This window comes from Pseudolactococcus raffinolactis NBRC 100932 (genome assembly GCF_001591765.1).
In the GTDB taxonomy this organism is placed as follows: domain Bacteria; phylum Bacillota; class Bacilli; order Lactobacillales; family Streptococcaceae; genus Pseudolactococcus; species Pseudolactococcus raffinolactis.
On the sequence record NZ_BCVN01000001.1, the window covers coordinates 184,749 to 209,959 of the forward strand.

Annotated in this window: 19 protein-coding genes, 2 pseudogenes and 1 riboswitch; of the genes and pseudogenes, 20 read left to right on the forward strand and 1 reads right to left on the reverse strand. The window is 40.2% G+C overall.

The genetic code is table 11. The features are described from left to right. Positions 1-96 precede the first annotated feature (96 nt). The 6 genes and pseudogenes from LRA01S_RS00860 (at position 97) to rpsN (ending at position 6,867) form a co-directional block, all read left to right on the forward strand. Positions 97-855 (forward strand): tyrosine-protein phosphatase, encoded by a 759-nt coding sequence (locus tag LRA01S_RS00860; protein WP_169855979.1) that lies wholly within the window; start codon positions 97-99, stop codon positions 853-855. 273 nt (positions 856-1,128) lie between these two features. Next, positions 1,129-1,536 carry a hypothetical protein gene (locus LRA01S_RS00865; protein WP_061773764.1) on the forward strand — a complete coding sequence of 136 codons (408 nt, stop codon included), beginning with the start codon at positions 1,129-1,131 and terminating at the stop codon, positions 1,534-1,536. A 64-nt stretch (positions 1,537-1,600) separates the two neighbouring features. Continuing rightward, entirely contained in the window at positions 1,601-1,957 is a 357-nt protein-coding gene (locus LRA01S_RS00870; RefSeq protein WP_061773765.1) for a hypothetical protein, read from the forward strand. Between the two features lie 471 nt (positions 1,958-2,428). Continuing rightward, a riboswitch (M-box (ykoK) riboswitch) is annotated at positions 2,429-2,595 on the forward strand. Positions 2,596-2,917: 322 nt separating this feature from the next. Next, positions 2,918-5,488 (forward strand): annotated as a pseudogene (gene mgtA / locus LRA01S_RS00875) (magnesium-translocating P-type ATPase); the annotation flags it as partial. A gap of 80 nt (positions 5,489-5,568) precedes the next feature. Beyond that, positions 5,569-6,501, forward strand: coding sequence for a manganese-dependent inorganic pyrophosphatase (locus LRA01S_RS00880; protein WP_061773767.1), 933 nt, complete (start codon positions 5,569-5,571; stop codon positions 6,499-6,501). A gap of 96 nt (positions 6,502-6,597) precedes the next feature. Continuing rightward, positions 6,598-6,867, forward strand: a complete 270-nt coding sequence (gene rpsN / locus LRA01S_RS00885) for a 30S ribosomal protein S14 (protein ID WP_061773768.1) — start codon at positions 6,598-6,600, stop codon at positions 6,865-6,867. A gap of 75 nt (positions 6,868-6,942) precedes the next feature. Here rpsN and LRA01S_RS00890 read toward each other — a convergent pair. Further along, a pseudogene (locus tag LRA01S_RS00890) lies at positions 6,943-7,724 on the reverse strand (ABC transporter ATP-binding protein). A gap of 89 nt (positions 7,725-7,813) precedes the next feature. Here LRA01S_RS00890 and LRA01S_RS00895 point away from each other — a divergent pair. The 14 genes from LRA01S_RS00895 to LRA01S_RS00960 all read left to right on the forward strand — a co-directional run bounded on the left by LRA01S_RS00895 (position 7,814) and on the right by LRA01S_RS00960 (position 25,149). Next, positions 7,814-8,353, forward strand: a complete 540-nt coding sequence (locus LRA01S_RS00895; protein ID WP_061773769.1) for a YceD family protein — start codon at positions 7,814-7,816, stop codon at positions 8,351-8,353. 202 nt (positions 8,354-8,555) lie between these two features. Continuing rightward, positions 8,556-9,977 carry an NADP-dependent phosphogluconate dehydrogenase gene (gene gnd, locus LRA01S_RS00900; RefSeq protein ID WP_061773770.1) on the forward strand — a complete coding sequence of 474 codons (1,422 nt, stop codon included), beginning with the start codon at positions 8,556-8,558 and terminating at the stop codon, positions 9,975-9,977. A gap of 71 nt (positions 9,978-10,048) precedes the next feature. Continuing rightward, positions 10,049-10,741, forward strand: a complete 693-nt coding sequence (locus tag LRA01S_RS00905; protein ID WP_061773771.1) for a response regulator transcription factor — start codon at positions 10,049-10,051, stop codon at positions 10,739-10,741. A gap of 229 nt (positions 10,742-10,970) precedes the next feature. Beyond that, entirely contained in the window at positions 10,971-12,461 is a 1,491-nt protein-coding gene (locus LRA01S_RS00910; protein WP_061773772.1) for a HAMP domain-containing sensor histidine kinase, read from the forward strand. Positions 12,462-12,652: 191 nt separating this feature from the next. Continuing rightward, the gene (locus LRA01S_RS00915; RefSeq protein WP_061773773.1) at positions 12,653-13,891 is read left to right on the forward strand and encodes an ammonium transporter; all 1,239 of its coding nucleotides are present in this window, start codon (positions 12,653-12,655) and stop codon (positions 13,889-13,891) included. 55 nt (positions 13,892-13,946) lie between these two features. Next, on the forward strand, positions 13,947-14,288 hold the full coding sequence (locus LRA01S_RS00920) for a P-II family nitrogen regulator (protein WP_061773774.1): 342 nt from the start codon (positions 13,947-13,949) through the stop codon (positions 14,286-14,288). 306 nt (positions 14,289-14,594) lie between these two features. Beyond that, positions 14,595-15,953 carry a UDP-N-acetylmuramoyl-L-alanine--D-glutamate ligase gene (gene murD / locus LRA01S_RS00925; RefSeq protein ID WP_061773775.1) on the forward strand — a complete coding sequence of 453 codons (1,359 nt, stop codon included), beginning with the start codon at positions 14,595-14,597 and terminating at the stop codon, positions 15,951-15,953. A gap of 2 nt (positions 15,954-15,955) precedes the next feature. Further along, the gene (gene murG, locus LRA01S_RS00930; protein WP_061773776.1) at positions 15,956-17,062 is read left to right on the forward strand and encodes an undecaprenyldiphospho-muramoylpentapeptide beta-N-acetylglucosaminyltransferase; all 1,107 of its coding nucleotides are present in this window, start codon (positions 15,956-15,958) and stop codon (positions 17,060-17,062) included. Further along, positions 17,052-18,146: a cell division protein FtsQ/DivIB gene (locus LRA01S_RS00935; protein WP_061773777.1), complete on the forward strand. Its 1,095-nt coding sequence runs from the start codon at positions 17,052-17,054 to the stop codon at positions 18,144-18,146. Before murG ends, LRA01S_RS00935 begins: the two co-directional genes overlap by 11 nt. Before the next feature lie 279 nt (positions 18,147-18,425). Further along, on the forward strand, positions 18,426-20,402 hold the full coding sequence (locus LRA01S_RS00940) for an ABC transporter substrate-binding protein (RefSeq protein WP_061773778.1): 1,977 nt from the start codon (positions 18,426-18,428) through the stop codon (positions 20,400-20,402). 297 nt (positions 20,403-20,699) lie between these two features. Continuing rightward, the gene (locus LRA01S_RS00945; RefSeq protein WP_061773779.1) at positions 20,700-22,226 is read left to right on the forward strand and encodes an ABC transporter permease; all 1,527 of its coding nucleotides are present in this window, start codon (positions 20,700-20,702) and stop codon (positions 22,224-22,226) included. A 1-nt stretch (position 22,227) separates the two neighbouring features. After that, positions 22,228-23,148 carry an oligopeptide ABC transporter permease OppC gene (gene oppC / locus LRA01S_RS00950; protein ID WP_061773780.1) on the forward strand — a complete coding sequence of 307 codons (921 nt, stop codon included), beginning with the start codon at positions 22,228-22,230 and terminating at the stop codon, positions 23,146-23,148. 16 nt (positions 23,149-23,164) lie between these two features. Then, complete coding sequence (locus tag LRA01S_RS00955; RefSeq protein ID WP_061773781.1) at positions 23,165-24,223, forward strand: ABC transporter ATP-binding protein; 1,059 nt, start codon at positions 23,165-23,167, stop codon at positions 24,221-24,223. A gap of 2 nt (positions 24,224-24,225) precedes the next feature. Further along, a complete protein-coding gene (locus LRA01S_RS00960; protein ID WP_061773782.1) occupies positions 24,226-25,149 on the forward strand; it encodes an ATP-binding cassette domain-containing protein in 924 nt (307 codons plus the stop codon). Positions 25,150-25,211 lie beyond the last annotated feature (62 nt).

Here is a 25,211-nt window from a genome sequence, read left to right on the forward strand (position 1 = left end):
CACTTGTCTGAGCTAATGTTTTTGTAATCACACGAATATTAAATGATTTTGTTATAATAAATAGATGAATGAATAAAGAAAGTGATGGTATCAGTGATGGAAAACCTAGTGAATTTTAGAGATTTGGGTGGCTATCAAAACCGAGAGGGGAAAAAAGTAGTATCTGGCAAGGTTTTAAGATCAGCCCAACCTGTTGGATTGGCTGAAGCAGACAAAAATATATTAGTAAACAATTACCAACTCAAGAAAATCATAGATTTCAGATCTCAAAAAGAAGTTGTTGAAAAACCAGTTGATACCTTATCGGGTGTGGCTTATCTGAATATTGATCTGATGAAAGATATCAAATCAGGCACAGCCAGCCTAGAAGATTTACTGAAAAATCCGACGACTGCAGAAGTTGACCAGGCAATGCAGCATGTTTATGGTGAACTGGTCATGGACAAAACCAGTCAAAAAGGCTATGCCAATTTTCTAAATCAGATTATCGCGCAAGAAAATGGTGCGGTACTCTTCCACTGTTTTGCTGGAAAAGATCGCACAGGCGTTGGCGCAGCGCTTGTCCTGAGCCTTTTAGGCGTTCGCAAAGCTGATATTCTGCATGATTATCTGCTGACAAACACCCAAAGGCAAGCGGGAAATCAAAAGATGAAAACTGCCGCCGCAGCACAAGGCATGAGTGATGAGCAACTTTTAGCTTTAGATAGGTTACTGTCGGTTGATGAGATTTACCTCAATCATGCTTTTGCTAACATAAGCGAGTACTATGGGACAATGCAAGCCTATGCGACTGAGGCGCTGGATTTTGAGATAGACAAGCAAGACTATTTGCGTGAGTTGCTGTTATGGGGATGAGAAAGTGACAGATGTATAAGGGATGACTTCTGACGATTATAAAAAATAATTTTATTTTTGAAAAGAACTAATAAGGTGCTGCCTTTTCCTACGAATTGCTTAATGTGCTATTCTATGCTGTTGAAGATCTTGTAGATAATGATTTTATAAATGAACATGTAAAAGGAGCAATGGACATTGATGAAAGGCAGTTACGAGAAATTGCCAATACAACATTAGCAAAATTATAATGATTATCGTAAAGTTTTTTGAAATACATTTGAGGTGAAAGTAATGGACAATTTATCTTTTGAAAAAATTTGGGAAGATGTATTTATGTTTGAACTTGAAATTTCTGTCGAAAATAAGTATGGTTCATTTAAAAAGACTTGTTATCTTCAAAATGATTCGCTAGTAGAATTCTCTAAAATGATTTCAGATTTTCTCCATTTACCTAGTAAAAGTAAGGAGATAAAGTGGGGAGATATTTTAGATAACGAGCTTAGTGAGTGTGTATTTACGATTTTTCCAATAGACAGTAGTGGTCATATTGTGATGAAAGTCTTTTTAGTACAGATTGATGACGATAACAAAAATGAAAGTGCCTTATATATACAAACTGAGTTAGGCTTGCTAGAGAATTTTGGAAAAAATGTATTAGGATATTTAGAAAATGTTGGTAGGAAGGTCAGCTTGAATTAAGTGTAGAGAACTCTATCAAAACTGAATAGATTGATTTATATCTTACCTTGGAGGAGAACTTTAAATGTTTAATCTCTATAATGATAAAGAATTCAGTGCAGTAAGTGAATTTGTTTTGTGGATTGAAGATAGTTATATTGAGTTAATGGATAATTTTGAAATTTCAACTTTTATATTGGACTTAGTGGGTATTGTGACAGTTCAAGGAAAAGGTTTTGACGAATTAATAGATGCAGCAATTTACCCAGAATGGAAAGATATTCAGCTAAAGTTTTCGAATGATGATTTATATCATCAATTAATACAGTTTGTTAATTTTTACCATTCGGAATATGAATTTGACATGTCGTTACTATTGAAATTGCTTAATAATTCTCAAAATAGGAAGATGTTTGAAAAGATATTAGAAAGTAAAATTTAAGATGTAGTGTTAAATAGGTGAAACGATGAAACTATTATATTCAGACGTAGAATTCACTGCAATAAGTGACTTTACAATATGGGTTGGCAACCAAAATTTGTAGTTTTGGGAAGATGATGAGCTGTTTGGCATCAGAATATTTTTAATTAATTTAGGGTGTAGAGGTATTTTAGATGATGTAGAAAAAGCGGATTATCTTCTGGATGCCGCAGTCTATCCTGAGTGGAAACAGATACAGAAAAAATCCCCAAATGATAATTTATATGACCAACTAATACAGTTTGTCAAATTTTATCAGTCAGATTTCGGCTTTGATATGAGCCCTTTAATGACTATTTTGGAACAGGAAGAAATCAAAGAAGAATTTGACAAAAGGCTAAAAAACTCATAGAGATTGCAAAAAAAGTAAAAACCCACTTTACAATCCACAACTTTTGCGCTACAATAAATCTGTAATAAAAATAACAAAAATATAATCATTGTTAGATGAGGCTCCTATACTGGAAATATGCTACTGCCGCGAAATGTCGAGAGACGCCAAGCTGGTCAAACAAAATAAATCGTGAAGGTTTATTTCAATGTAGCTAGAAAATTTTCTTACGCCGTATAGTGCTAAAGTTCAACGATAGGCTAATGTGCGCAGATAAATGATCGAGGAATCTTGTGCACCAACTTATTGTTGGTGTGCGGATTCCTTTTTGTTTGACCTGATTATTTCGACAGTTTAAGCTTGGCCAGCTAGACAAATCGAAACAGTCAGATCAAACAAGGCCACCTGCCATCAAAGCCGTTTATGAAACTTAATTGAATACAATGGTTCAACGAAAGAAGAAGGTATTCATGAGCGTTAAGCACCGTAAAAACTTAGTGAAATAGGCAAAGACGCTTTGGCGTCTGCATATTTTATCTAGTTTTCTAGGTGTTGCTCAAGATAAACCGGATTAAGAGGTCTGAAAATGGAAAAAAAAGACAAAAGCGTTTGAATTACAAAAACTCGCCCTTCAAGCAACACAACAGTTGTTTGGCGACTACCAAACAACACGAGATGGTTTGGGCACAGCAGATGCCGAGGCGCGTCTGGATACTTATGGCATGAATATCGTGGCATCACAAAAACCGTTGCCCGCTTGGAAAATCTGGCTCAATGCGCTCAAAGATCCCTTTGTTATCGTCTTGATCTTGCTCGCCATCGTGTCGTTCGTTACGAATGACATCGAGGCGGTTATCGTCATGAGTCTGATGGTTTTATGTTCAGTTTCGATCAGTTTCTACCAAGAATATACCAGCCAAAAAACCAGTATCAATCTCCGTGAGATGATTAAAAATACAGCAGCTGTCATCCGTGATGGCGAGCGCCAAGAAATCCCCATGGATGAAGTTGTACCAGGTGATATCGTCAAACTCCACACTGGTGACATGATTCCAGCTGATGGTGTTCTGCTCGATTCCAACGACTTGTTTATCAACCAGAGTTCACTCACAGGTGAGTCACTCCCTGTTGAAAAACTCCCTTTAACTGATGAAAACCGTGCCGAAAATGCCGATAAACCAGCAGTTGACCTGCCTAACCTCCTCTTCATGGGAACAGATGTCCTAAGTGGTCAAGGCACCATTCTCATCTTGAAGACTGGGAAAGAAACCTTCTTCGGAGACATCGCAAAGAGTGCCACAGGCAGTAAAGCTGAAACGGCCTTCGAAATTGGTCTGAAACGCGTCAGTGCCCTACTCTTGAAGATGATCGCCATTTTATTTCCCATCGTCTTCATTCTCAACGTCATTACCAAGCATGATGTCAATAATGCCTTTTTCTTCGCCATTGCCGTGGCGGTTGGTTTGACACCTGAAATGCTGCCGATGATTGTCAATTCAAATCTGGCCAAGGGCGCGCAAAAACTCGCCAAGGAAAAAGTGATCGTCAAGAAACTGTCTGCCATCCAAAATCTGGGTGCCATGGACATCTTGTGTACGGATAAAACAGGGACGATCACTGAAGACCGTGTCGTCCTCATGCACTATGTCGATCCTTTCGGTAACGAAAACGAAGACGTTCTCAACTACGCTTACCTCAACTCTAAGTACCAAACCGGCTGGCGTAACCTCATGGATGTCGCTGTGCTAGATTACTTTGCGAGTAAGAAAAAGACCCTACCTTTTGAAACTGTCAGCAAGATTGACGAAATTCCCTTCGACTTTTCACGTCGGAGACTATCTGTCGCGCTGTCACTAGCTGATGAACGTGTCATGATTACCAAAGGTGCCGTTGAAGAAATGGCTGAGGTTTGTGCCTCAGTCCTTGTCAATGGTGAAAAAGTTGCCTTAACGCCTGAACTCATTGAGCAAATGAAGGCTGTTAATATTAAGATGAATCAGGATGGCATGCGCGTGATCACTGTGGCGCAAAAAACGATTGAGAGTGATACAATTCGCATCTCAGATGAAAACAATCTGACCATTCTTGGGTTTATCGGCTTCCTCGATCCAGCCAAAGAATCAGCCATTACGGCTATCTCATCTCTCCATGCTCACGGCGTAACGGTTAAAGTCCTGACAGGTGACAATGCCATCGTCGCCCAAAAAGTCTGTGCAGATGTCGGCATTGATGCCGAACACTACCTCTTGGGTAGCGATATCGATGGTATGAGCGACACTGAGCTGACTGAGCAAGCAGAAAATCTGCATCTCTTTGCCAAACTCAACCCCATGCAAAAAGAGCGCGTTATCAGCCTGCTTAAGAAAAAAGGTCATACCGTTGGATTTATGGGAGATGGCATTAATGACGCCCCTTCTTTGAGAACGGCAGATGTTGGTATCTCAGTCGATACGGCAGCGGATATCACAAAAGACGCCAGCACTATTATCCTACTTGAAAAGAGCCTCCAGGTCTTGGAAATCGGCGTTCAAGAAGGCCGTAGCGTCTTCATTAACATGATGAAGTACATCAAAATTACCCTCAGCTCTAATTTTGGTAACGTCTTTTCGATTTTGATTGCCAGTGCCTTCCTCCCCTTCCTTCCAATGCTTTCAATGCAACTTCTCGTGCAAAATCTCATCTATGATATCGCCCAACTGGCCATTCCTTGGGACAATGTCGATCAGGAAGAAATCGAAAAACCTGTCACTTGGAACATGAAAAACTTACTGCACTTTACTTTTTTGATTGGACCAGTCAGCTCTATCTTCGATGTCCTTACCTTTATCCTGCTTTATTTTGGTTTCCACTATAATACTGTTGCGAGCCAAGGTGCCTTCCAAAGTGGCTGGTTTATCGTGGGTCTCATTACGCAAACATTGGCCTTGCATATCTTGCGGAACATAAAAATCCCCTTTATCAAGAGCAATGCCAGTTTCCCAGTTTGGTTTGCAACGACAGGTGTCTTCGTCGTAGGTGGTATCTTGAGCTTAACCTCTATCGGTCATTTCTTTGACCTGAGCCTGCTACCTATCACTTACTGGATGATCTTCCCATTCATTATCATTGGCTATCTTGTGACCCTGCAGTTTGCTAAGATGATCTATCAAAAAAACACCTAAATCTTTATTATCAACCATTAATTTGATATAATAAGCATTGAAAATAAATTTTGAAAAAGAAATCAAGAGGAATATTTAACATGTCTAAAATCTTAGTTTTTGGTCACCAAAATCCTGATACAGATGCCATCGGTTCATCTTATGCTTTCGCTGAATTGTCACGCTTGCGTGGTCTTGACGCAGAAGTTGTGGCCCTTGGTGAGGTCAACGAAGAAACAGCTTTTGCTTTGGACTACTTTGGTGTCACAGCACCACGCGTGGTCACATCTGCTAAAGCAGAAGGTGTTGACACAGTTATCCTGACTGACCACAACGAATTCCAACAATCTATCTCAGATATCCGCGACGTGACAATCATGGGTGTTGTTGACCATCACCGTGTGGCAAACTTCGAAACAGAAGCACCATTGTTCATGACTTTGGAGCCTGTTGGTTCAGCCTCATCTATCGTTTACCGTCAGTTTAAAGCTGAAGGTCGCGAGTTGCCAAAAGCAACAGCAGGCTTGCTCTTGTCAGGTTTGATTTCAGATACTTTACTTCTCAAATCACCAACGACACACCCAACTGACTTTAAAGTCGCTGAAGCATTAGCTGAGATCTCAGGTGTTGACCTTGAAACTTACGGTCTTGCCTTGCTTAAAGCCGGTACTAATTTAGCAACTAAATCAGCAGCAGAACTCATTGACATCGATGCGAAAACATTCGAGCTTAATGGCAACGCTGTTCGCGTGGCGCAAGTCAACACCGTTGATATCGCTGAAGTTCTGGAGCGTCAAGACGAAATCGAAGCAGCAATCAATGCAGCTATCGCAGCAAATGGCTACTCTGACTTTGTTTTCATGATTACTGATATCGTGAATTCAAACTCAGAAATCCTGGCTTTAGGTCAAAACATTGGCAAAGTAGAAGCAGCCTTTGACTTCGAACTGAAAAACAACCATGCTTTCCTTGCAGGTGCGGTATCACGCAAGAAACAAGTCGTACCTCAATTGACTGAGTCGTTTAACAAATAAGAATAGAAGAAAGTGGTGATGAGCCACTTTTTTGCTGTTTTGGAAAACTTTTGCTACAATTAATTTACAAACGTAAACGTAGAAAGAGAAGAAAATTTGGCTAAAAAATCTAAAATCGCAAAATTCAAGAAACAACAAGCGCTCGTTGCACAATATGCTGAACGCCGTCAAGCTTTAAAATCAGCAGGAGACTTAGAAGGCTTGCGTCAACTGCCCATCGACAGTAACCCCAATCGCTTAAAGAACCGTGACTTGCTGGATGGTCGCCCGCATGCCTACATGCGTAAATTTGGGATGAGTCGGATTAACTTTCGCAAGTTAGCCTATCTAGGCCAAATCCCGGGAGTCAAAAAAGCCAGCTGGTAATGGCTTAAAATAGTCTTACTTGTGGTCAGAACTATTGGCGCATATTAATTGACCTTTAAAAAAATCCTGAAATGCTCAGGATTTTTTTGGTAGGACAAAATAGGCATCATTGATGATGTTGACGAAAACAGGCATTTGGTAGAAATCACTGAGGATTTCTTCGGTCAAGATTTCGGGTGGTGTGCCGTGGTTAAAGACTTGGCCGTCACGTAAAAGCAAGACTTTTTTGAAATCAGAAGTGATTTCATCAGGATGATGGGTGATATAAAGTAAGGTCGGACCATTCTCTAGTTGTGTAATGTTGTGGAGTTTTTCAAGCAGACGTTCCTTGGCAAAAAGGTCTAGACCGCTAGTGGCTTCGTCTAGAATCAAGATTTCAGGGTTAATCATCAAGCTTCTAGCGATCAGCAGAAGCTGTTTTTCACCTTGAGATAAGGTACCATAGATGCGACCAATCAATTGGTCAGCGCCAATTTGGCGCATGAGGCCTCTCGCTTCGTCTAAATCTGTATCTGAAAAAGCGCGATAGAGCATAGATGCGTTATAGCGTCCAGTCAGAACGAGGTTCTCGGCACGATATCCGGTCTAAACCGTTCGGCAATGAAAGAACCCACGATGCCAATCTTAGCACGAAGTTCAGGGATGCGATCAACGCCAAATCGAGTGCCAAGGACAGTCAACTCACCATTTGTCTTCCAATTTTCTGCCATGATCAGTTTTAAGAGGCTAGATTTACCTGAGCCATTCAGACCTAAAATGACCCAATGTTCATTTTTTTCAACTGTCCAGTTAATATTTTTTAAGATAACTTGCTGATTTCTGACAAAATGGACATTTGTCATTTCAATGATTGACATATTTCACCACTTTCAACACTAATTTCGTGCGCTAACTACTATCATTCTTATTTTAATTATTATACAATAATATCAAGGAGAATAACAAGATGAAATGGTCGTTACAAGAACTAAATAAAAAACATTCTGTCGAGTTTGAGACAGCCTTTGATTTGAAGCAAGAGTTGACATCTCGAGAGCCTGAGATTTTAGATGTTTCTGAAGTCGTGGTTAATGGTCGTGTAGATGCAGATGGTGGTATCTATAGTTTGGACTTTACAGCAGATTATACGCTGACCATGCCCTCAAGTCGGAGTTTGGCACCTGTAGAAGTACCGATGACTTTGACAGTGTCAGAGTTGTTTGCAACATCGGAGTATTTTGAAGCCAATCAGGCTGATTTGGATGCAGACATGCTCTTTATCCTAGATAAGGACTTGATTGATTTGGCAGAATCAGTGGCGGATAATATCTTACTAGAAATTCCTTTGCGTGTTTTAACGGATGAAGAAAAACAATCAGATGAACTACCTTCTGGATCAGCTTGGCAAGTTTTGTCGGAAGATGATTATGCGGCATTACAGGTTAAAACAGCGTCGGAAGTTGAGGAAAAATCACCTTTTTCTCAACTCGATGGTTTATTTGATTAAGCGTCGATTGTTAAAAAATGCGAAGATTGCCCCATTTCTCAGGGCTTTTTTGAAAATGGATATATCAGACGTTTGTCAAAAAAATTTTTTTGCACTAAAATGTTAGAATTTCAGACTTTTAGGCTTGAATATATATTAAAATTATATTATAATTAATTATTATAAAGTATAAATTTTGTAAGATTCGATAGGAGAATGGTCAATGACACAAGCAAACTTTGGTGTGGTCGGCATGGCAGTGATGGGACGCAACCTAGCGCTCAACATTGAGTCACGTGGATACACAGTCGCAATTTTCAATCGCTCAAAAGAAAAAACGGAAGATGTGATTGCTTCGCATCCAGACAAAAATTTCGTACCGAGCTATGATATTGCGTCATTTGTTAACTCGATTGAGAAACCGCGTCGTATTATGTTGATGGTTCAAGCAGGACCAGGAACAGACGCAACGATTCAAAATCTCTTGCCGCATTTGGATAAGGGAGACATTCTGATTGATGGCGGGAATACCTTCTATAAAGATACAGAACGTCGTAACGCTGAATTAGCTGATTCAGGGATTAACTTTATCGGAACAGGTGTTTCAGGTGGTGAAAAAGGGGCGCTAGAAGGTCCATCGATCATGCCAGGTGGTCAAAAAGAAGCTTACGAACTTATCAAAGACGTTTTAGAAGAAATTTCAGCTAAAGCGCCTGAAGATGGTAAACCGTGTGTGACTTACATTGGACCTGCTGGAGCTGGTCACTATGTGAAGATGGTGCATAATGGCATCGAATATGGTGATATGCAGCTCATCGCTGAGTCTTATGACCTCATGCAAAGATTACTCGGTCTCAGTGCAACTGAGATGCAATCAGTTTTTGCAGAATGGAATAAAGGCGAGCTAGACAGCTACCTCATCGAAATCACAACAGACATTTTGACGCATCAAGATGACCAAGGTCAAGATGGCCCAGTTGTTGATTATATCTTGGATGCTGCTGGCAATAAGGGAACTGGTAAATGGACAAGCCAATCAGCGCTTGATTCAGGTGTACCACTACCTTTGATTACAGAATCAGTTTTTGCACGTTATATTTCGGCTTACAAAGAAGAACGTGTCGCAGCAAGTAAAATCTTGAAAGCACCAGACTTTAAGTTTGAAGGCGATAAAGCAGAATTGATCGAAAAAATTCGTCAAGCGCTTTACTTCTCAAAAATCATGTCTTATGCCCAAGGTTTTGCACAGTTGCGTGTGGCTTCTAAAGAGAACAACTGGGACCTGCCATATGGTGAGATTGCTGCCATTTGGCGTGCGGGATGCATCATCCGTGCTCGTTTCTTGCAAAAAATCACAGATGCTTATGGCCGGGACGAAGATTTAGCTAACCTTTTGTTGGATGAGTACTTCATTGACATCACAGCTAAATATCAAAGTGCTGTGCGGGATGTGGTTGCACTTGCGGTTCAAGCAGGTGTTCCTGTACCAACTTTCTCAAGTGCGATTGCCTATTTTGACAGCTATCGTTCAGAAAACTTGCCAGCTAATCTCATCCAAGCACAACGTGATTACTTTGGTGCACATACTTATGAACGTAAAGACAAACCAGGTATCTTCCACTATTCTTGGTATGACGAAAAATAATTGAACTACTCATAAAGTTACGTACCAAACTAACTTAAGTCTAAATTTAAATAGAAAAGAGAAAATATAAAATGGGAAAAAAAATTCTAATCATCGAAGATGAAAAACAACTCGCGCGTTTTGTATCACTTGAGCTCGAACACGAAGGATATAGCGTTGAAACACGTCCTGATGGCCGTAGCGGTCTCGAAGCAGCTATGACACAAGAATGGGACATGATCCTTTTGGATTTGATGTTGCCTGAATTGGACGGTTTCGAAGTAGCGCGTCGCTTGCGCAATGAAAAACAAACACCAATTACAATCATGACAGCTCGTGATAGTACAATGGACAAAGTCGCTGGTCTTGATATCGGTGCAGATGACTATATCACAAAACCATTTGCGATTGAAGAGTTGCTAGCGCGTCTCCGTGCTAACTTCCGTCGTCAAGATCGTGAAGTCCAAAAACGTAAGAAAACTGATGGCACAACTTTCCGTGACTTGATCATTAACAAGAAAAACCGTCAAGTCCAACGTGGCGAAGAAATTATTGATTTGACAAAACGCGAATACGATTTGTTGACAACTTTGATGAAAAATGTTAACGATGTTGTGACACGTGAACAACTTGTTCAAAATGTTTGGGGCTATGAAGAAGGGACTGAAACAAATGTTGTTGATGTCTACATTCGTTACCTCCGTAATAAACTCGATCAAAAAGGTAAAGACTCATATATCCAAACTGTTCGTGGCTTGGGTTACATGTTACGCGAGAATAATTAAGCAATATTTTATAGTTTCATGACCAATAAGCTGACGAAAGTCAGCTTATTGGTGTACATAGCCGATCTAAATAAGTATAAGGATCAATTGATTAATTTCAAGCAATGTTTTTGCTGTGTCGGAGTTTAGTTTGAACTGTCTCGAGCATTAGGGAGCTGGGGGAGATGTGATGCAAACAAATAATATTTCAGCCATACAGCAAAATATGAAAAAGATTTAGGAGAAGGTGATGGGAACGATGCCATCTGATAGAAAGCAACCGAAAAAGCGGAGCATTATGCTCAAGTGGTCTTTCGCCAATATGCTTTTTTGTTTCTTGGTTTTTACAACATTTGTAACAATTTCCTATCAGACCTCTGTCCTCTATTTTTTAGATGGTGAGAAAAATGGTCTGATTAGTGTGGTAGATAGTGTTGCTAAAAAACTTGAGATGAGTAGTGATAAGCTAACGCCAGACAATATCTATAAATATTTAGATTATCAAGAGCCTACTGTTCTTGATAACCTATATGATGAAGATGGTCATGTGATTAAGTCTGCTGAATCCGTCGGTATTCCTGGTGTTGGTTGGCGGTCTTTTCAGGTTTATGATGTCAGCGGTCAAATGATTTTTACCACACAATCTGCAAGCTTACCATTGGCCAATAAAAAATCGACAGCACCTGTGATTGTGACGATTGATGACCAGTCGGGCTATATTACAACACGGCAAATTAAGTCTAAAAAAACAGGTCAAGTCATTGGTTATTTGCAGTCATTTAACAATCTAGGGTTTTACTATAACATTCGTAACAAGCTTTTGTTTATACTGATTGCGCTAGAGATTGTTGCTATGTTCTTGGCTAACTTCATTGGTTACTTTGTCTCAAATCACTTTTTGAAACCATTATCCAAATTGCACGCTGCTATGAAAAAAGTGACACACTCGCCTTCTAGTGAATTTGAGAAAGTCGACATTCATTCAGGAGATGAAATTGAAGAACTGGCCGATGTTTTCAATAAAATGATGTATAAAACACATGACTATATTGAAGGACAGGAGCGATTTGTATCGGATGTCAGTCATGAGTTGCGGACACCACTTGCTGTACTAGATGGTCATGTTAACCTCTTACTACGTTGGGGTAAGGATGATCCAGAACAATTAAAAGAGTCTCTAGAAGCTTCTAGGCAAGAAATTCAAAAAATGTCGAGTATGATCCAAGATATGTTAGATATTACACGTTTGAAACAGTCAGATGAGTTTAAAACGGAAGAAACGGTAGTAGTAGATAGTGTAACCGACTTGATTCATAATATGGAAATGATTCATCAGAGTTGTCATTTTGATTTTGAAGTTAAGTTAGATGATCCTCAGGCCAAAGCTCAAATCTATCAAAATCATTATATTCAAGCCTTAACGATTTTGATCGACAATGCTATTAAGTATTCTGGTGAGGGAGAAAGCTTTGTCAAAGTGATTTTGTCAGAAGATGACAAGCACATTATCACATCAGTTGCTGACCGTGGCATGGGGATTTGTGAAGAAGACCAGGCTCACGTGTTTGAACGCTTCTTTCGCGCGGACAAAGCTAGAAATCGTGAGATTGGTGGTACAGGTCTAGGTCTGTCCATTATCGCTAATATCGCGCATATGTATCACGGGTCTGTTTCTGTTAAGTCAGAGTTAGGCAAAGGCTCTGTTTTTACACTAGTTATACCTAAAGCTGAATTAAAATAATGATTTGAAACGTTGTGTTAGCAACGTTTTTTTGTTACGTTTAAATTTTGTTTGAATTTTTTGAATATTTCTTATTTACAAGTTGATATTTCTGTGTTAGAATATATAACATAGCTAAGATGTTAGGAAACCTAACATCAAAAACCTGTTGAGCGGTAGCTCATCTTTTGATATGATTTTAGGAGATATCTATGAATTCAGGAAGTATTGCATTTATCATTATCTGTGCTGCTCTGGTTTTTCTTATGACCCCAGCGCTCGCATTTTTTTATGGTGGTTTAGAACGACGTAAAAACGTTATTAACACCATGTTGATGGCGGTTATACCACTAGGTTTAGCTTCTATTCTTTGGGTGGCGATTGGCTATAGTTTATCGTTTTCTGGAGATGGTGCTTGGATTGGAAATCTCGGTCATGCTTTCTTTAATGGTGTGAGCACTTCTAACAACAGTTTACATGGTCTTGAAATTCCAGATGCACTTTTTGGTGGTTTCCAGATGATGTTCTCAATCATCACGGTAGCGATTCTGACAGGTTCAGTGGTCGGACGGATGCGTTTTACGCCACTCGTTATTTTCATGGCTTTCTGGCTAATCATCGTTTATTATCCATTGGCACACATGGTTTGGGGCGGTGGTTTCTTGGCTCAGATTCATTCGATTGATTTTGCAGGTGGTAATGTCGTCCATATTTCATCTGGTGTTAGTGCTTTAGTTTTGGCGCTTGTTTTGGGTCGTCGTAGGGATTATACTCGTTTAGAATATCGCCCGCACAATATTCCTTTTGTCTTGTTAGGTGCTGGTCTGCTCTGGTTTGGTTGGTTTGGTTTCAATGCTGGTTCCGCGCTTGCAGCCAATGGTCTTGCTGTACATGCTTTTATGACGACGAATACGGCAGCAGCAGCAGCCATGTTATCATGGGTATTGATTGAAAAAATCACGATTGGTAAACCGACCTTGGTTGGCGCATCGACCGGTTTGGTTGTTGGTCTCGTTGCTATTACACCAGGTGCAGGTTTTGTCTCTCTCTGGTCGTCTATTTTGATTGGGGCGCTTGTGTCACCTATCTCTTACTACTTCATTTCGGTTATCAAGCATAAACTTGGTTATGATGATGCTCTGGATGCTTTTGGTGCTCATGGTGTCGGCGGTATCTTTGGTGGTATCGTAACGGGGATTTTCACAGTACCGTCTCTTGCTTTAGAAAAAGGGTATGCAGGCGTTATATATGGCTCAGGTAAGCTTCTACTTGCGCAACTAGAAGCTATCTTATTTACGATTATTTTTAGTGCCATTGCGACTTTTGTTATCATTAAAGTTATCTCACTCTTTATGTCTATCCGTGTTAGCGATCGCGAAGAGGCTATCGGTCTAGATGACAGTGAACATGATGAAACAGCCTATCCGACATTTATGGGATTAGATAGCTAAACTCTAGAATTAAAATATCTTCAGTTAATTTGCAAAAAAATAGGAGAATTCGGGAATGAAAAAAGTAGAAGCGATTATTCGCACTGAAAAACTAGAGGATCTAAAAGATGCCTTGGTTAAACATGATTTGGCGAAAGGGATGACTGTCACACAGGTTTTGGGTTATGGCAATCAAAAAGGTTTTGTTGAATACGTCAGAGGACAAAAATTGCACACGACCTTATTAGCTAAAATTAAAATTGAGATTGTAACCGTTGAAGAACGTGTCTCTAAATTAGTTGAAGTTATTCGTGAAACGACTCAGACGGGTGAAGTTGGTGACGGTAAAATCTTTGTGCTACCAGTTGAAAATGTCATCCGTATTCGCACTGGTGAAGAGGATGGTGATGCGATATAAGGTCACTTGGCCAGTTATGACATCTATGCTACTAATATCGCAGATGACACCAGTCATCAAATTTTAAACGAAATTTAATATCGCAGTAACCACACACAACCACACACATCAAAGCGCTTAAGACTAGACTTTTCTAGATATAATTAGAAGGAGTCGGAGTCCAAGCGTTTTTTTGTGTGTATGAATTGGTCGAGTACAGACGCATGACTGAGTATTGAAAAATTGAGATAAAAACGGTAGAATTAAAGGATATGAAGACAGGTTTCTGGTGAAGTTAACCAGAAACTTAATGTAAGGGAAATAATCATGAAAAAAATCACAAATTTTGAAAATAAAAAAGTACTGGTTCTGGGTTTGGCTAAGTCTGGGGAGTCAGCAGCGAGGGTACTGAATCAGTTAGGGGCAATTGTTACGGTAAATGACGGCAAGCCTTTTGATGAAAATCCAGCTGCCCAAGATTTGCTAGCGGAAGGCATTAAAGTCGTAACTGGCGGGCACCCGCTTGACTTGCTTGAAGAAGATTTTGCGGTCATGGTTAAAAATCCAGGGATTCCCTACAATAATCCAATGGTTGAGCGGGCAATGGCTTTAAAGATTCCGATTATTACGGAAGTTGAGCTAGCTTATTTGATTTCTGAGTCTCCAATTGTTGGGATTACTGGGACAAATGGTAAGACAACTACGACGACACTGATTGCAGATATCTTAAATGCGGATGGAAAGGTTGCCAAACTTTCTGGAAATATTGGCTTTCCTGCCTCTGATGTAGCCTCGAAATCGACTGCAGATGAGACCTTGATCATGGAGCTATCAAGCTTTCAATTGATGGGGATTGAAGCGTTTCAGCCTAAGATTGCGGTTATTACCAACCTATTTTCAGCACATCTGGATTACCATGGCTCACAAGATAATTATGAAGCGGCTAAATGGCGGATTCAAGAGAATATGACTGCCGATGATTTTTTGGTGCTGAATTTTAATCAGGCTAAACTTAGAGATAAAGCCACTCTGACATCAGCGCAAGTCGTGCCTTTCTCAACGACTGAAATCGTTGAAACGGGAGCTTATGTTTCAGATGGACAGATTTACTTCAAGGGTGACAAAATCATGGCTGTGGCCGGTTTATCCTTACCTGGCGAGCATAATGTTGAGAATGCCTTGGCGGCGATCTGTGTGGCTAAGTTATCCGGTGTGTCAAATGCTGCGATTACGCGCGTTTTGACGACATTTTCAGGCGTCAAGCATCGCTTGCAATATTTAGGACAGAAAGCTCAAATCAAGTTTTACAATGACAGCAAGGCGACCAATATTTTGGCAACGCAGAAAGCCTTGTCAGGTTTTGATAATCATACGCTCTGGCTTTTAGCTGGCGGTTTAGATCGCGGCAATGGTTTTGAGGAGTTGTCAGCGGATGTTGCTGATTTGAAGGGGATGATTGTCTTCGGTGAAACAGCACCTAAATTGCGTGCGCTCGCAGAGTCACTAGCGATTCCTGTTTATGATAGCAAGAATGTCGCGACGGCTACTGTCTTAGCTTACAGCAAGGCTGAGGCTGGCGATACAGTCCTTTTGAGCCCGGCTAATGCGAGTTGGGATCAGTACAAGACTTTTGAACAACGTGGCGATTTATTTATTGACGCCTTTACTGGATTGGAAGAAAAATAATCATGAAAATCATTGTTAGTGGTGGTGGTACGGGTGGCCATATCTATCCAGCACTTAGTTTTATTAACTACCTTAAGACGGTAGAACCAGATGTGTCAGTGCTTTATATTGGCACGCAAAAGGGGCTAGAATCTAAAATTGTCCCAGAAAATGGTATCGACTTTCAAACGATAGATATCCAAGGCTTTAAACGGTCTTTGTCACCTGAAAACTTTAAAACAGTTTATAAATTTCTCAAATCGGTATCAGATGCGAAAAAAATTATCAAGGCTTTTCAACCAGATATCGTCATCGGCACAGGTGGTTATGTGGCAGGTCCTGTGATTTATGCTGCAGCCAAGCTAAAAATCCCAACGATTGTTCATGAACAGAACTCGATTCCAGGTGTGACCAATAAGTTTTTGAGTCGCTATGCAACGCGTGTTGCGCTTGCTTTTCAAGAAGCTGGCTCATTTTTCCCGTCTAAGAAAACGGTCTTTACGGGTAACCCAAGAGCTCAGGAAGTGGCTGATTTAACAGATACACGTCATGTGTTGAGCCAATACGGCTTAAAAACAGATAAGAAGACAATCGTCATTTTTGGTGGTAGTCGTGGTGCACTCAAAATCAATACCGCAGTCGTTGAAGCGTTGCCTGAGCTATCAAAGAAAGATTATCAGATTCTTTATGCCTCCGGTGAAATTTACTACAACGACCCAGAATTTTCAGAAATATTCGAAACTTATAATCAAAAAGAAAATATCAAAATCGTACCCTATATCAACAATATGGTCGAAGTTTTAAATGACGCCAACCTGATTTTATCAAGGGCAGGAGCGACATCTCTAGCGGAAATTACGGCGCTTGGCTTACCGTCTATCTTGGTGCCGAGTCCTTATGTGACTGCAGATCATCAGACGAAGAATGCAGAGGCACTTGAAAATGCCGGTGCTGCGATCATGATCAAAAATGCTGAATTGACCGGAATAAGTATTGTTGGTGCCATTGATAGCCTTTTGTTGGATGATGTGACTTATCGTAAAATGGCTGAAAATGCCTTGCGCGAGGGGGTACCAGATGCAAGTGATCGCTTATATCAAGTGCTCAAGGATGTATTAAATGGCAGATAAAGATAAACAACCTGAACTAACGCCTTGGCAAAAACAGCATGCTGAGTTTCAAAAGAAAAAGCAGGAAGAAGCCGCAAAATTTGCTCGAGAAGAAAAACGCAAGAAGCAGCCTGTCAAGGTTGAATCAGTCATTGAAAAATATGAAGCGATACCTAATCAGCCCATAGATGAAGAAAAAACACCATTTTTAAAGCGTTTTAAATTTTGGACAGCGCCAAAAGAAAAAGGCGAACTTTCTGAAGTGCTAGGTAAGATCTGGCCCTTTATCTTGGTGGCCACACTGATCTTTCTAGGTAGTATTTATGTCATCTCACCGCTCAGTAAAATTGCAAGTTTTACTGCCAATGGCAATGTGCATGAAACAACAGAGCAAGTTGCCGAAGCAACGGGTATCAAAACCAATGATCATGTGTGGCAAGTTATCAAAAGATCGTCTGAGATATCAGCTAAAATCGAGCAAAAATTTCCACGTGTCAAATCAGCTAAAATGTCTTGGGTGTTTCCTAATGATTTTAGGGTCAAAATTGTTGAATATGGAGAAGGTGTTTATCTGAAGACGGGTAATAATTATCAGTTGGTCTTATCAAATGGTGTTATTTTGACACAAGAGCAAGTGGATGCTCAAAAATTAGCAGGATTGCCTATTTTAGATGGCTTTAATGCCAAAGAGGTCAAAACCTTTGTAACAGCTTACGAAACGCTCAAGCCAGAGCTTAAAGCCCAAATCACAACGGTGACTAAGGTACCGACCAAGGTGACGCCAGACTTCATCGCGCTTGAGATGAAAGACGGCCATCAAGTTCGAGTGCCTCTGAGCCAAATGGCTGAAAAACTACCCTATTATACGAGCGTTGCCTCGCATTTAACTGAACCGAGTGTCGTGGATATGGAAGCGGGCGTATATGCTAAGTCTAAAGCCGCCTATCAGCAAGATTTGGATGACGAAAAAGAAAAAGAACAGAAGGCTAAAGAAGCTGCAGCTGCAAATAAATCGGGTGACCAATCTGCTACAAATGGAAGTGAAACAACTTCTAGTGCTGAAACTGGCAATAATGATAGCACACAAGCTGCTGGTTCAGAGTAAGGCGATGTAGTACGATAAATGAGAGGCAAGGTTCGCGTTGTCTGTAGTTCGATGGTTAATTTTTGTAAAGAATTAGTTTCTTCGTCCAAATATCTGATAACAACGGGCTTTTCGAATGATAACATTGTGTTATCCAAAAGCTTAAGTGATCTTGTCATTAAGGCAAGGGTTCTAATTTAAAAAAGAAATGTCTGAATTTCTTGACATTTAAGATAAAATTAAGTAAACTAACGGAGTGGTTACTTTTTATTAACTCAATATTTCATGGGAGAAAAAAATATGACAAAAAAGACAAAATTGATGAGCGTCGGCTTGATGTCTGTTGCAGCTCTAGGCGTTTTCGCGGCCTGCGGTAACAAATCTGATTCTAGTGAGTCAGAAGGTAAAGACTATTCGTATTACTATACAAATGATCCAGAAACCTTAGATTATACCTTCTCAGGTCAACGCTACACAGCTGAAAATACAGCCAACTTTGTTGATGGTCTCGTGTCTTATGACCAATATCGTCAAATCGTGCCAGCATTGGCAAAATCTTGGGATGTCTCAGAAGATGGTAAAACATATACTTACCACATTCGTAAAGATGTGCCATGGGTCGATGCCGACGGTAACGAATATGCGACAGTGAAACCATCTGACTGGGTTACTGGTTTGAAACACGCAGCAGATACTAACTCTGAAACACTTTACTTGGTTACCGATTCAATTACTGGTCTTGCTGATTACGCAAGCGGTAAAAATAAGGACTTTTCAAAAGTTGGGATCAAAGCTGACGATAAAGCTGGCACATTGACTTATACTTTAAAAGCGCCAGAATCTTTCTGGAACTCTAAAGCGACTTATGGTATCTTGTACCCAATCAATGCTGAATTTTTGAAAGAAAAAGGCAAAGATTTTGGTAAAGTCGCAACAGATGGTATCTTGTACAATGGTGCTTTCATCGCAACTAAGTTTGATAATAAATCAGCGATTGAATATAAAGCTAATAATACTTACTGGGACAAGAAAAACGTACACATCAAGAATGTTAAATTATCATTCTTCGATGGTAAAAAACCAGAAGACCTCTACAAGGGCTACACAGATGGTAAATACAATAAAGCACAACTTTACCCTAACATGCCTTACTTCAAAAATGTAGATAAAGCTAACGTTGTTTGGACGGCACAAGAAGCCACTAGCTCTTTTGGTTACTTTAACCTCAACCGTCAAAACTATAGCAACACAGCCCATGATACAGATGCTAAGAAAACAGCAACTAAACAAGCGATTCTGAATAAAGATTTCCGTCAAGCCATTGGTTTTGCGATTGATAAAGCCAAATACAATGCACAACGTGTTGGTGAAGAAGGCGGAGAGAAATTGACGCGTAATACACTCGTGCCTTACGATTTCGTTAAGATTGCTGGTAAAGACTATGGAACTGCTGTCCAAGCAAATCTCCAGTCTATCGACAGCGAAAACTGGTCTAAAGCATCAGTTGAGCAAGGTAAGAACTCAACTTACAATGTTGATTTAGCCAAAGCAGCATTTGCTAAAGCTAAAGAAGCCTTGAAAGCGCAAGGCGTTGAAATTTCAAAAGAAAATCCAATCGTTTTGGACTCACCAGTCCTAGATACAAGTACCATCAACATTGCTGGTGCAGCATCTCTGGAAAACTCTCTAGAAAAAGCTTTTGATGGTGAAGTGAAATTGAACTCGATCAAACTTGCCATGGATCCTTGGACACAAGCGACTTTCTCATTCAAGACAGCTGCTGAAGCTGATTACGACTGGAATATCTCAGGATGGGGACCAGACTATGCAGACCCAGCGACTTACCTCAATATCTTATCTCCAAAACAAGGTGATATTACAATTAAGATTGGTCTTGAACCAGAAGTAACACTTGAAGGTGAAGATAAAGGACTTGCTACTAAAGCGGCAGTGAACATTGCAGAATACCAACAATTGTTAGATGCAGCTAATGCTATCACAGACAATAATGATGCACGTTATGAAGCGTTTGCCAAAGCTGAAGCGTGGTTGATTGACAATGGTATCATCACACCGATTTATGCAATGGGTGCTGTACCACAGATGCAAAATGAAGTACCATTTACAAGAATTGATTCTAATAGTGTTGGGTCAACTGCTTACTCTTATAAATATTTGAAAGTAGGCGATAAGACAGTATCAGCTAAAGAATATGAAAAAGCGTTAAAAGAGTGGCAAGCTAAAGTAGAAGAAAAATCAAAAGCAGCTGACAAATAAAGCAACCATGCATAGCGCCTACCATACGTAAATGGTAAATAGGAACTTTTGAACACCTTGTTGTGTAAATGAGGTGGCACCTTCTTTACGAGAGGGATCGAAAGTGGTTTGATTTTATGCTTGATTGAATAGAGTGAGTATAGGATGAAGCAAAGGTGAGACTAGATATTTCTGGTCTCAGTTTTGCGTTTAGAGAGACTATCTGTTTTCTCTCTCTAAATTTGTTGTTAGCAGTCCCTCATATCAATCAACTTTACGTAAGTATCTTAATTCTTAATATAGAACGGTTTGAAATAGATGAAAAAATATATCTTTTTTAGAGTGTTGCGAGCTCTGTTGTCCATCGTTATTGTGACAACGATTGTTTACGCACTCGTCTTTAGTTTAATTCCACGTCGTCAGATTTTTGTATCAGATGAACAATATGCGCGTGTTGCCGGTAAAGCAGACGCACGTCGTGAGTATGAAAATGCAGTTTTTGAACGTCAAGGTTATATTGACTACTTGAACCAAAAAGGTTTGGTGAATAAAGTAGAAAAAATTGATCCTAATTATGACGGGACAGACAGCAAAGCCAATTTGAAAGCGGCTGAAAAATGGGCGAAATCTGCCAAGGGTAATTGGAAAATTGAGCAATTGCCAATTTCTAAAAAGATTTATGCCACGCGTGAAATCCCAATTTGGCAACGTGTCGGGAAGTTTTATGCCAACCTGATTCAGATTGACCATCCTTGGAAAATCCAAGATAAGTCAAATCCTGATCTCAAACGATTTATCAAATTCACTTGGGAAAAAGGTGGCGGTCCAGCCATCATTGGTTCAGGGACTGAGCATAGATACTTGCTATATTTTGATGGGACCTTCCCGTTCATTCATCAAAAATTTATCACCATTAATTTAGGACAATCTTACCCAACCTTCAGTGGTCGCTCAGTTGTGGATGTTTTAACAAGTGGTCAAGGTGAAACGGTAACACGTGAAATCACACTTGAAGATGGTAAGACGATGAATACGTCTATGAACATTCATACGGCAACCTATCAAAGTCCTAAAAATCAAAGTGATCGGATGAAACGGATTTTTAAAGATGATTACACAAATGTGAAGAATGTTTATAAAGATCCATCGATGATTGGTAATTCAGCTAGAATTTCAATTCTAGGGACAATTTTAGCCTACATCATTTCAACCTTCCTTGCTGTCTATCTTAGCCGCCATGCTGGTGGTAAGATTGATCGCTTTGGTCTGATTTTCATCACAGCCTTGATTGCTTTACCAAGTTTGGCAATCATCTATACTGATAGATTCCTTGGCTCATTAGTTGGCTTGCCTGGGGCCTTTACGACACTTGGTGCCGGAAATCCTATGACTTACGTCATGCCGACACTGATTATCGCCTTGATATCCACACCACCATTGACCATGTGGACACGTCGTTACATGGTAGACCAACAGTCAGCTGACTATATTAAGTTTGCGCGTGCCAAAGGTTTGTCTGAAAAAGAAATTTCACGTAAACATATCTTTAAAAATGCAGCCATTCCAGTTGTCAATGGTATTCCAGCAGCGATTGTCGCTTCCATCGCCAATGCGACGATGACCGAAACGATTTTCCTCATCCCAGGTCTTGGTAAAATGTTACCAGACTCAATTAGCGCCAATAACAGTCCAATGGTTGTGGGGATTACCTTCATCTTGACGACATTAGCAGTCTTTGCCGTCTTGTTGGGGGATATCATCATGCAAATCATCGATCCACGAATCCAATTTGCAACAAAATCTAAAGCAAAATCAAAAAATAAATTAGCGAAAGGAGAAAAGTAAGATGTCGGATAAAGAATTATTTTCATTCGTCCCTGCCAAAGGCGACGAATCTGAAGTCATCAGTGCACCACTTTACTCTTATTGGAAGAGTGTGGGACGCAAATTCCTTTCTTCAAAACTCGCAATTGCCATGCTCGTTTTATTGATTGCTTTACTCTTGATTAGTTTCTTCCAACCTATTTTTTCAGGATATACAGTCATTAATTCAGGTAAAATCGATGATTTCAGCTTGCGTTATAACTATCCTAACTTTAAAAATTGGTTCGGGACAGATGCCACAGGTCAATCCCTCTTTGATGCTGTTTGGGCAGGTGCTAAGACGTCGATTTCAATCGCCATGCTTGCGACACTCATCTCAACTGTTATCGGTGTCATCGTAGGAGCTGTTTGGGGCTTGTCAAAATCAATCGACAAGTTCATGATTGAGGTTTATAACGTTGTCAACAACGTGCCACAAGTCTTGGTCCTTCTCGTATTATCTTATGCGTTTGGATCAGGTTTCTGGAATTTATTGTTTGCGATGTGTGTGACTTCTTGGGTCAGCATTGCCTACAGCATTCGTGTCCAAGTTATCATGTATCGTGATCGTGAGTACAATATCGCATCTCGCACATTGGGAACAAAACCAGTGACGATGATTAATAAAAATATTTTGCCTTATTTGATCTCAGTTATCGTGACAATTATCAGTAACCAAATGCCAGTCTTTATCTCTTTAGAAGTCTTCCTAGGCTTCTTAGGCGTTGGTTTGCCATCTGATACACCGTCACTTGGTCGGATTATCGCAGACTATACAGACAACATTACCAACCATGCTTATCTTTTCTGGATTCCAGTATTGATCCTTGGTATGGTAACTGTCTCACTTTATATCGTGGGCCAAACACTTGCTGACGCAAGTGATCCACGTACGCACCAGTAGAAAGGAAGCGTTTATTATGTCAAATAAAAAAGTTATCCTTTCTGCAAAGGATATTAGTGTTGAGTTTCAAGTCCGCAATCGTACTTTGCGTGCGATTCGCAATATTTCTGTTGATTTGCATGAGGGCGAAACTTTAGCACTCGTAGGTGAATCAGGCTCTGGTAAATCAGTTTTCACGAAAGTTTTCACAGGAATGTTAGAGACAAATGGTTCTGTTGCCACAGGAACAGTAACATATGGCGATATGACCTTAACGGATTTGAAGACAAATGCCGAATGGGAAAAAATTCGCGGTGGTCAAATTTCGACCGTCTTTCAAGACCCAATGACATCACTGAATCCGATTAAAACTATCGGTAGTCAAATCTCAGAAACTGTCATCAAACATCAAGGTAAAACAGCTGAAGAAGCTAAGGCCATCGCCATTGACTTGATGAATCGTGTTGGGATTCCAGAAGCTGACAAACGCTACGATGAATATCCATTCCAATATTCTGGCGGTATGCGTCAACGTATCGTTATCGCAATTGCTTTATCATCACGACCAAAAGTCTTGATTTGTGATGAGCCAACAACAGCCCTTGATGTGACCATCCAAGCGCAAATCATCGCACTCTTGAAGGAATTAAAAGAAGAGTACGGTTTTGCTATGATTTTCATCACCCATGATTTAGGTGTGGTGGCATCCATCGCGGATAAAGTTGCGGTGATGTATTCTGGTGAAATCATTGAGTACGGCACGGTAGAAGATATCTTCTATGACAGCCGTCACCCTTACACCTGGGCTTTGCTGTCTAGCTTGCCACAGCTTGCAACGACCGAAAAACTCTACTCGATTGCAGGCACACCACCTTCTCTTTATTCTGAGATTAAAGGGGATGCCTTTGCGCCGCGTAATCCAAAACCGATGGCGATTGACTTTGTCGAAAACCCACCGAAATTCCCAGTAAGTGACACACATTGGGCTAAAACATGGTTGCTAGATGAACGTGCACCAGAATTAAAAAAACCAGAAGGCATCCAAGATTTGCATGCCAAAATGGTTAAAATATATGCAAAAGAAGAGGGGGCTTAAGCATGGCTGAAAAATTATTAGAAATCAAAGACCTCTCGATTTCCTTTGGTGAAGGTAAGAATAAAAACGTTGCGGTTAAAAACGCTAATTTTGATATTTACAAAGGTGAGACTTTTGCGCTTGTAGGAGAGTCTGGCTCTGGTAAAACAACCATTGGCCGAGCGGTCATGGGCTTAAATAATATCGAAAATGGTGACATCATCTTTGACGGTAAGAAAATTAATACCAAATTATCTAACACAGAAAAAGAAGAACTGACCAAAGATATCCAAATGATTTTCCAAGATCCTGCAGCATCACTTAACGAGCGGGCAACAGTGGACTACGTTATTTCAGAAGGCTTGTACAACTACCATATGTACAAGGATGAAGCAGATAGAAAAGCAAAAGTAGAAGCCATGCTAAAAGAAGTTGGCTTGTTACCTGAGCATTTGTCACGTTACCCACATGAGTTTTCAGGTGGTCAACGTCAACGTATCGGGATTGCACGTGCACTCGTCATGGAACCGCGTTTGGTCATCGCAGATGAACCAATCTCAGCCCTTGATGTGTCGATTCGTGCGCAAGTCCTTAACCTCTTGCAACGCTTGCAAGAAGAAAAAGGCTTGACTTATCTCTTTGTAGCGCATGACTTGTCAGTCGTGCATTTCATCAGTGACCGCATTGCCGTGATCTATCATGGTGATATCGTGGAAATGGCTGAGACAGAGGAATTGTTTAACAATCCGATCCATCCATATACAAAATCACTCTTGTCAGCTGTGCCAATTCCTGATCCAGCACTTGAACGTCAGAAACAGCTCATCGTCTATGATGATTCAATTCATAACTATGAGACTGACAAACCAAGTTTCCAAGAAATTAAACCAGGCCATTTTGTTTGGGCTAATACTGAGGAAGCTGAAAATTATAAAGCACAACATTAAAATAAAAAAACGAGCCTAGGCTTGTTTTTTGTTTAATCAGGCAGTCTATACCACAGTTTGTG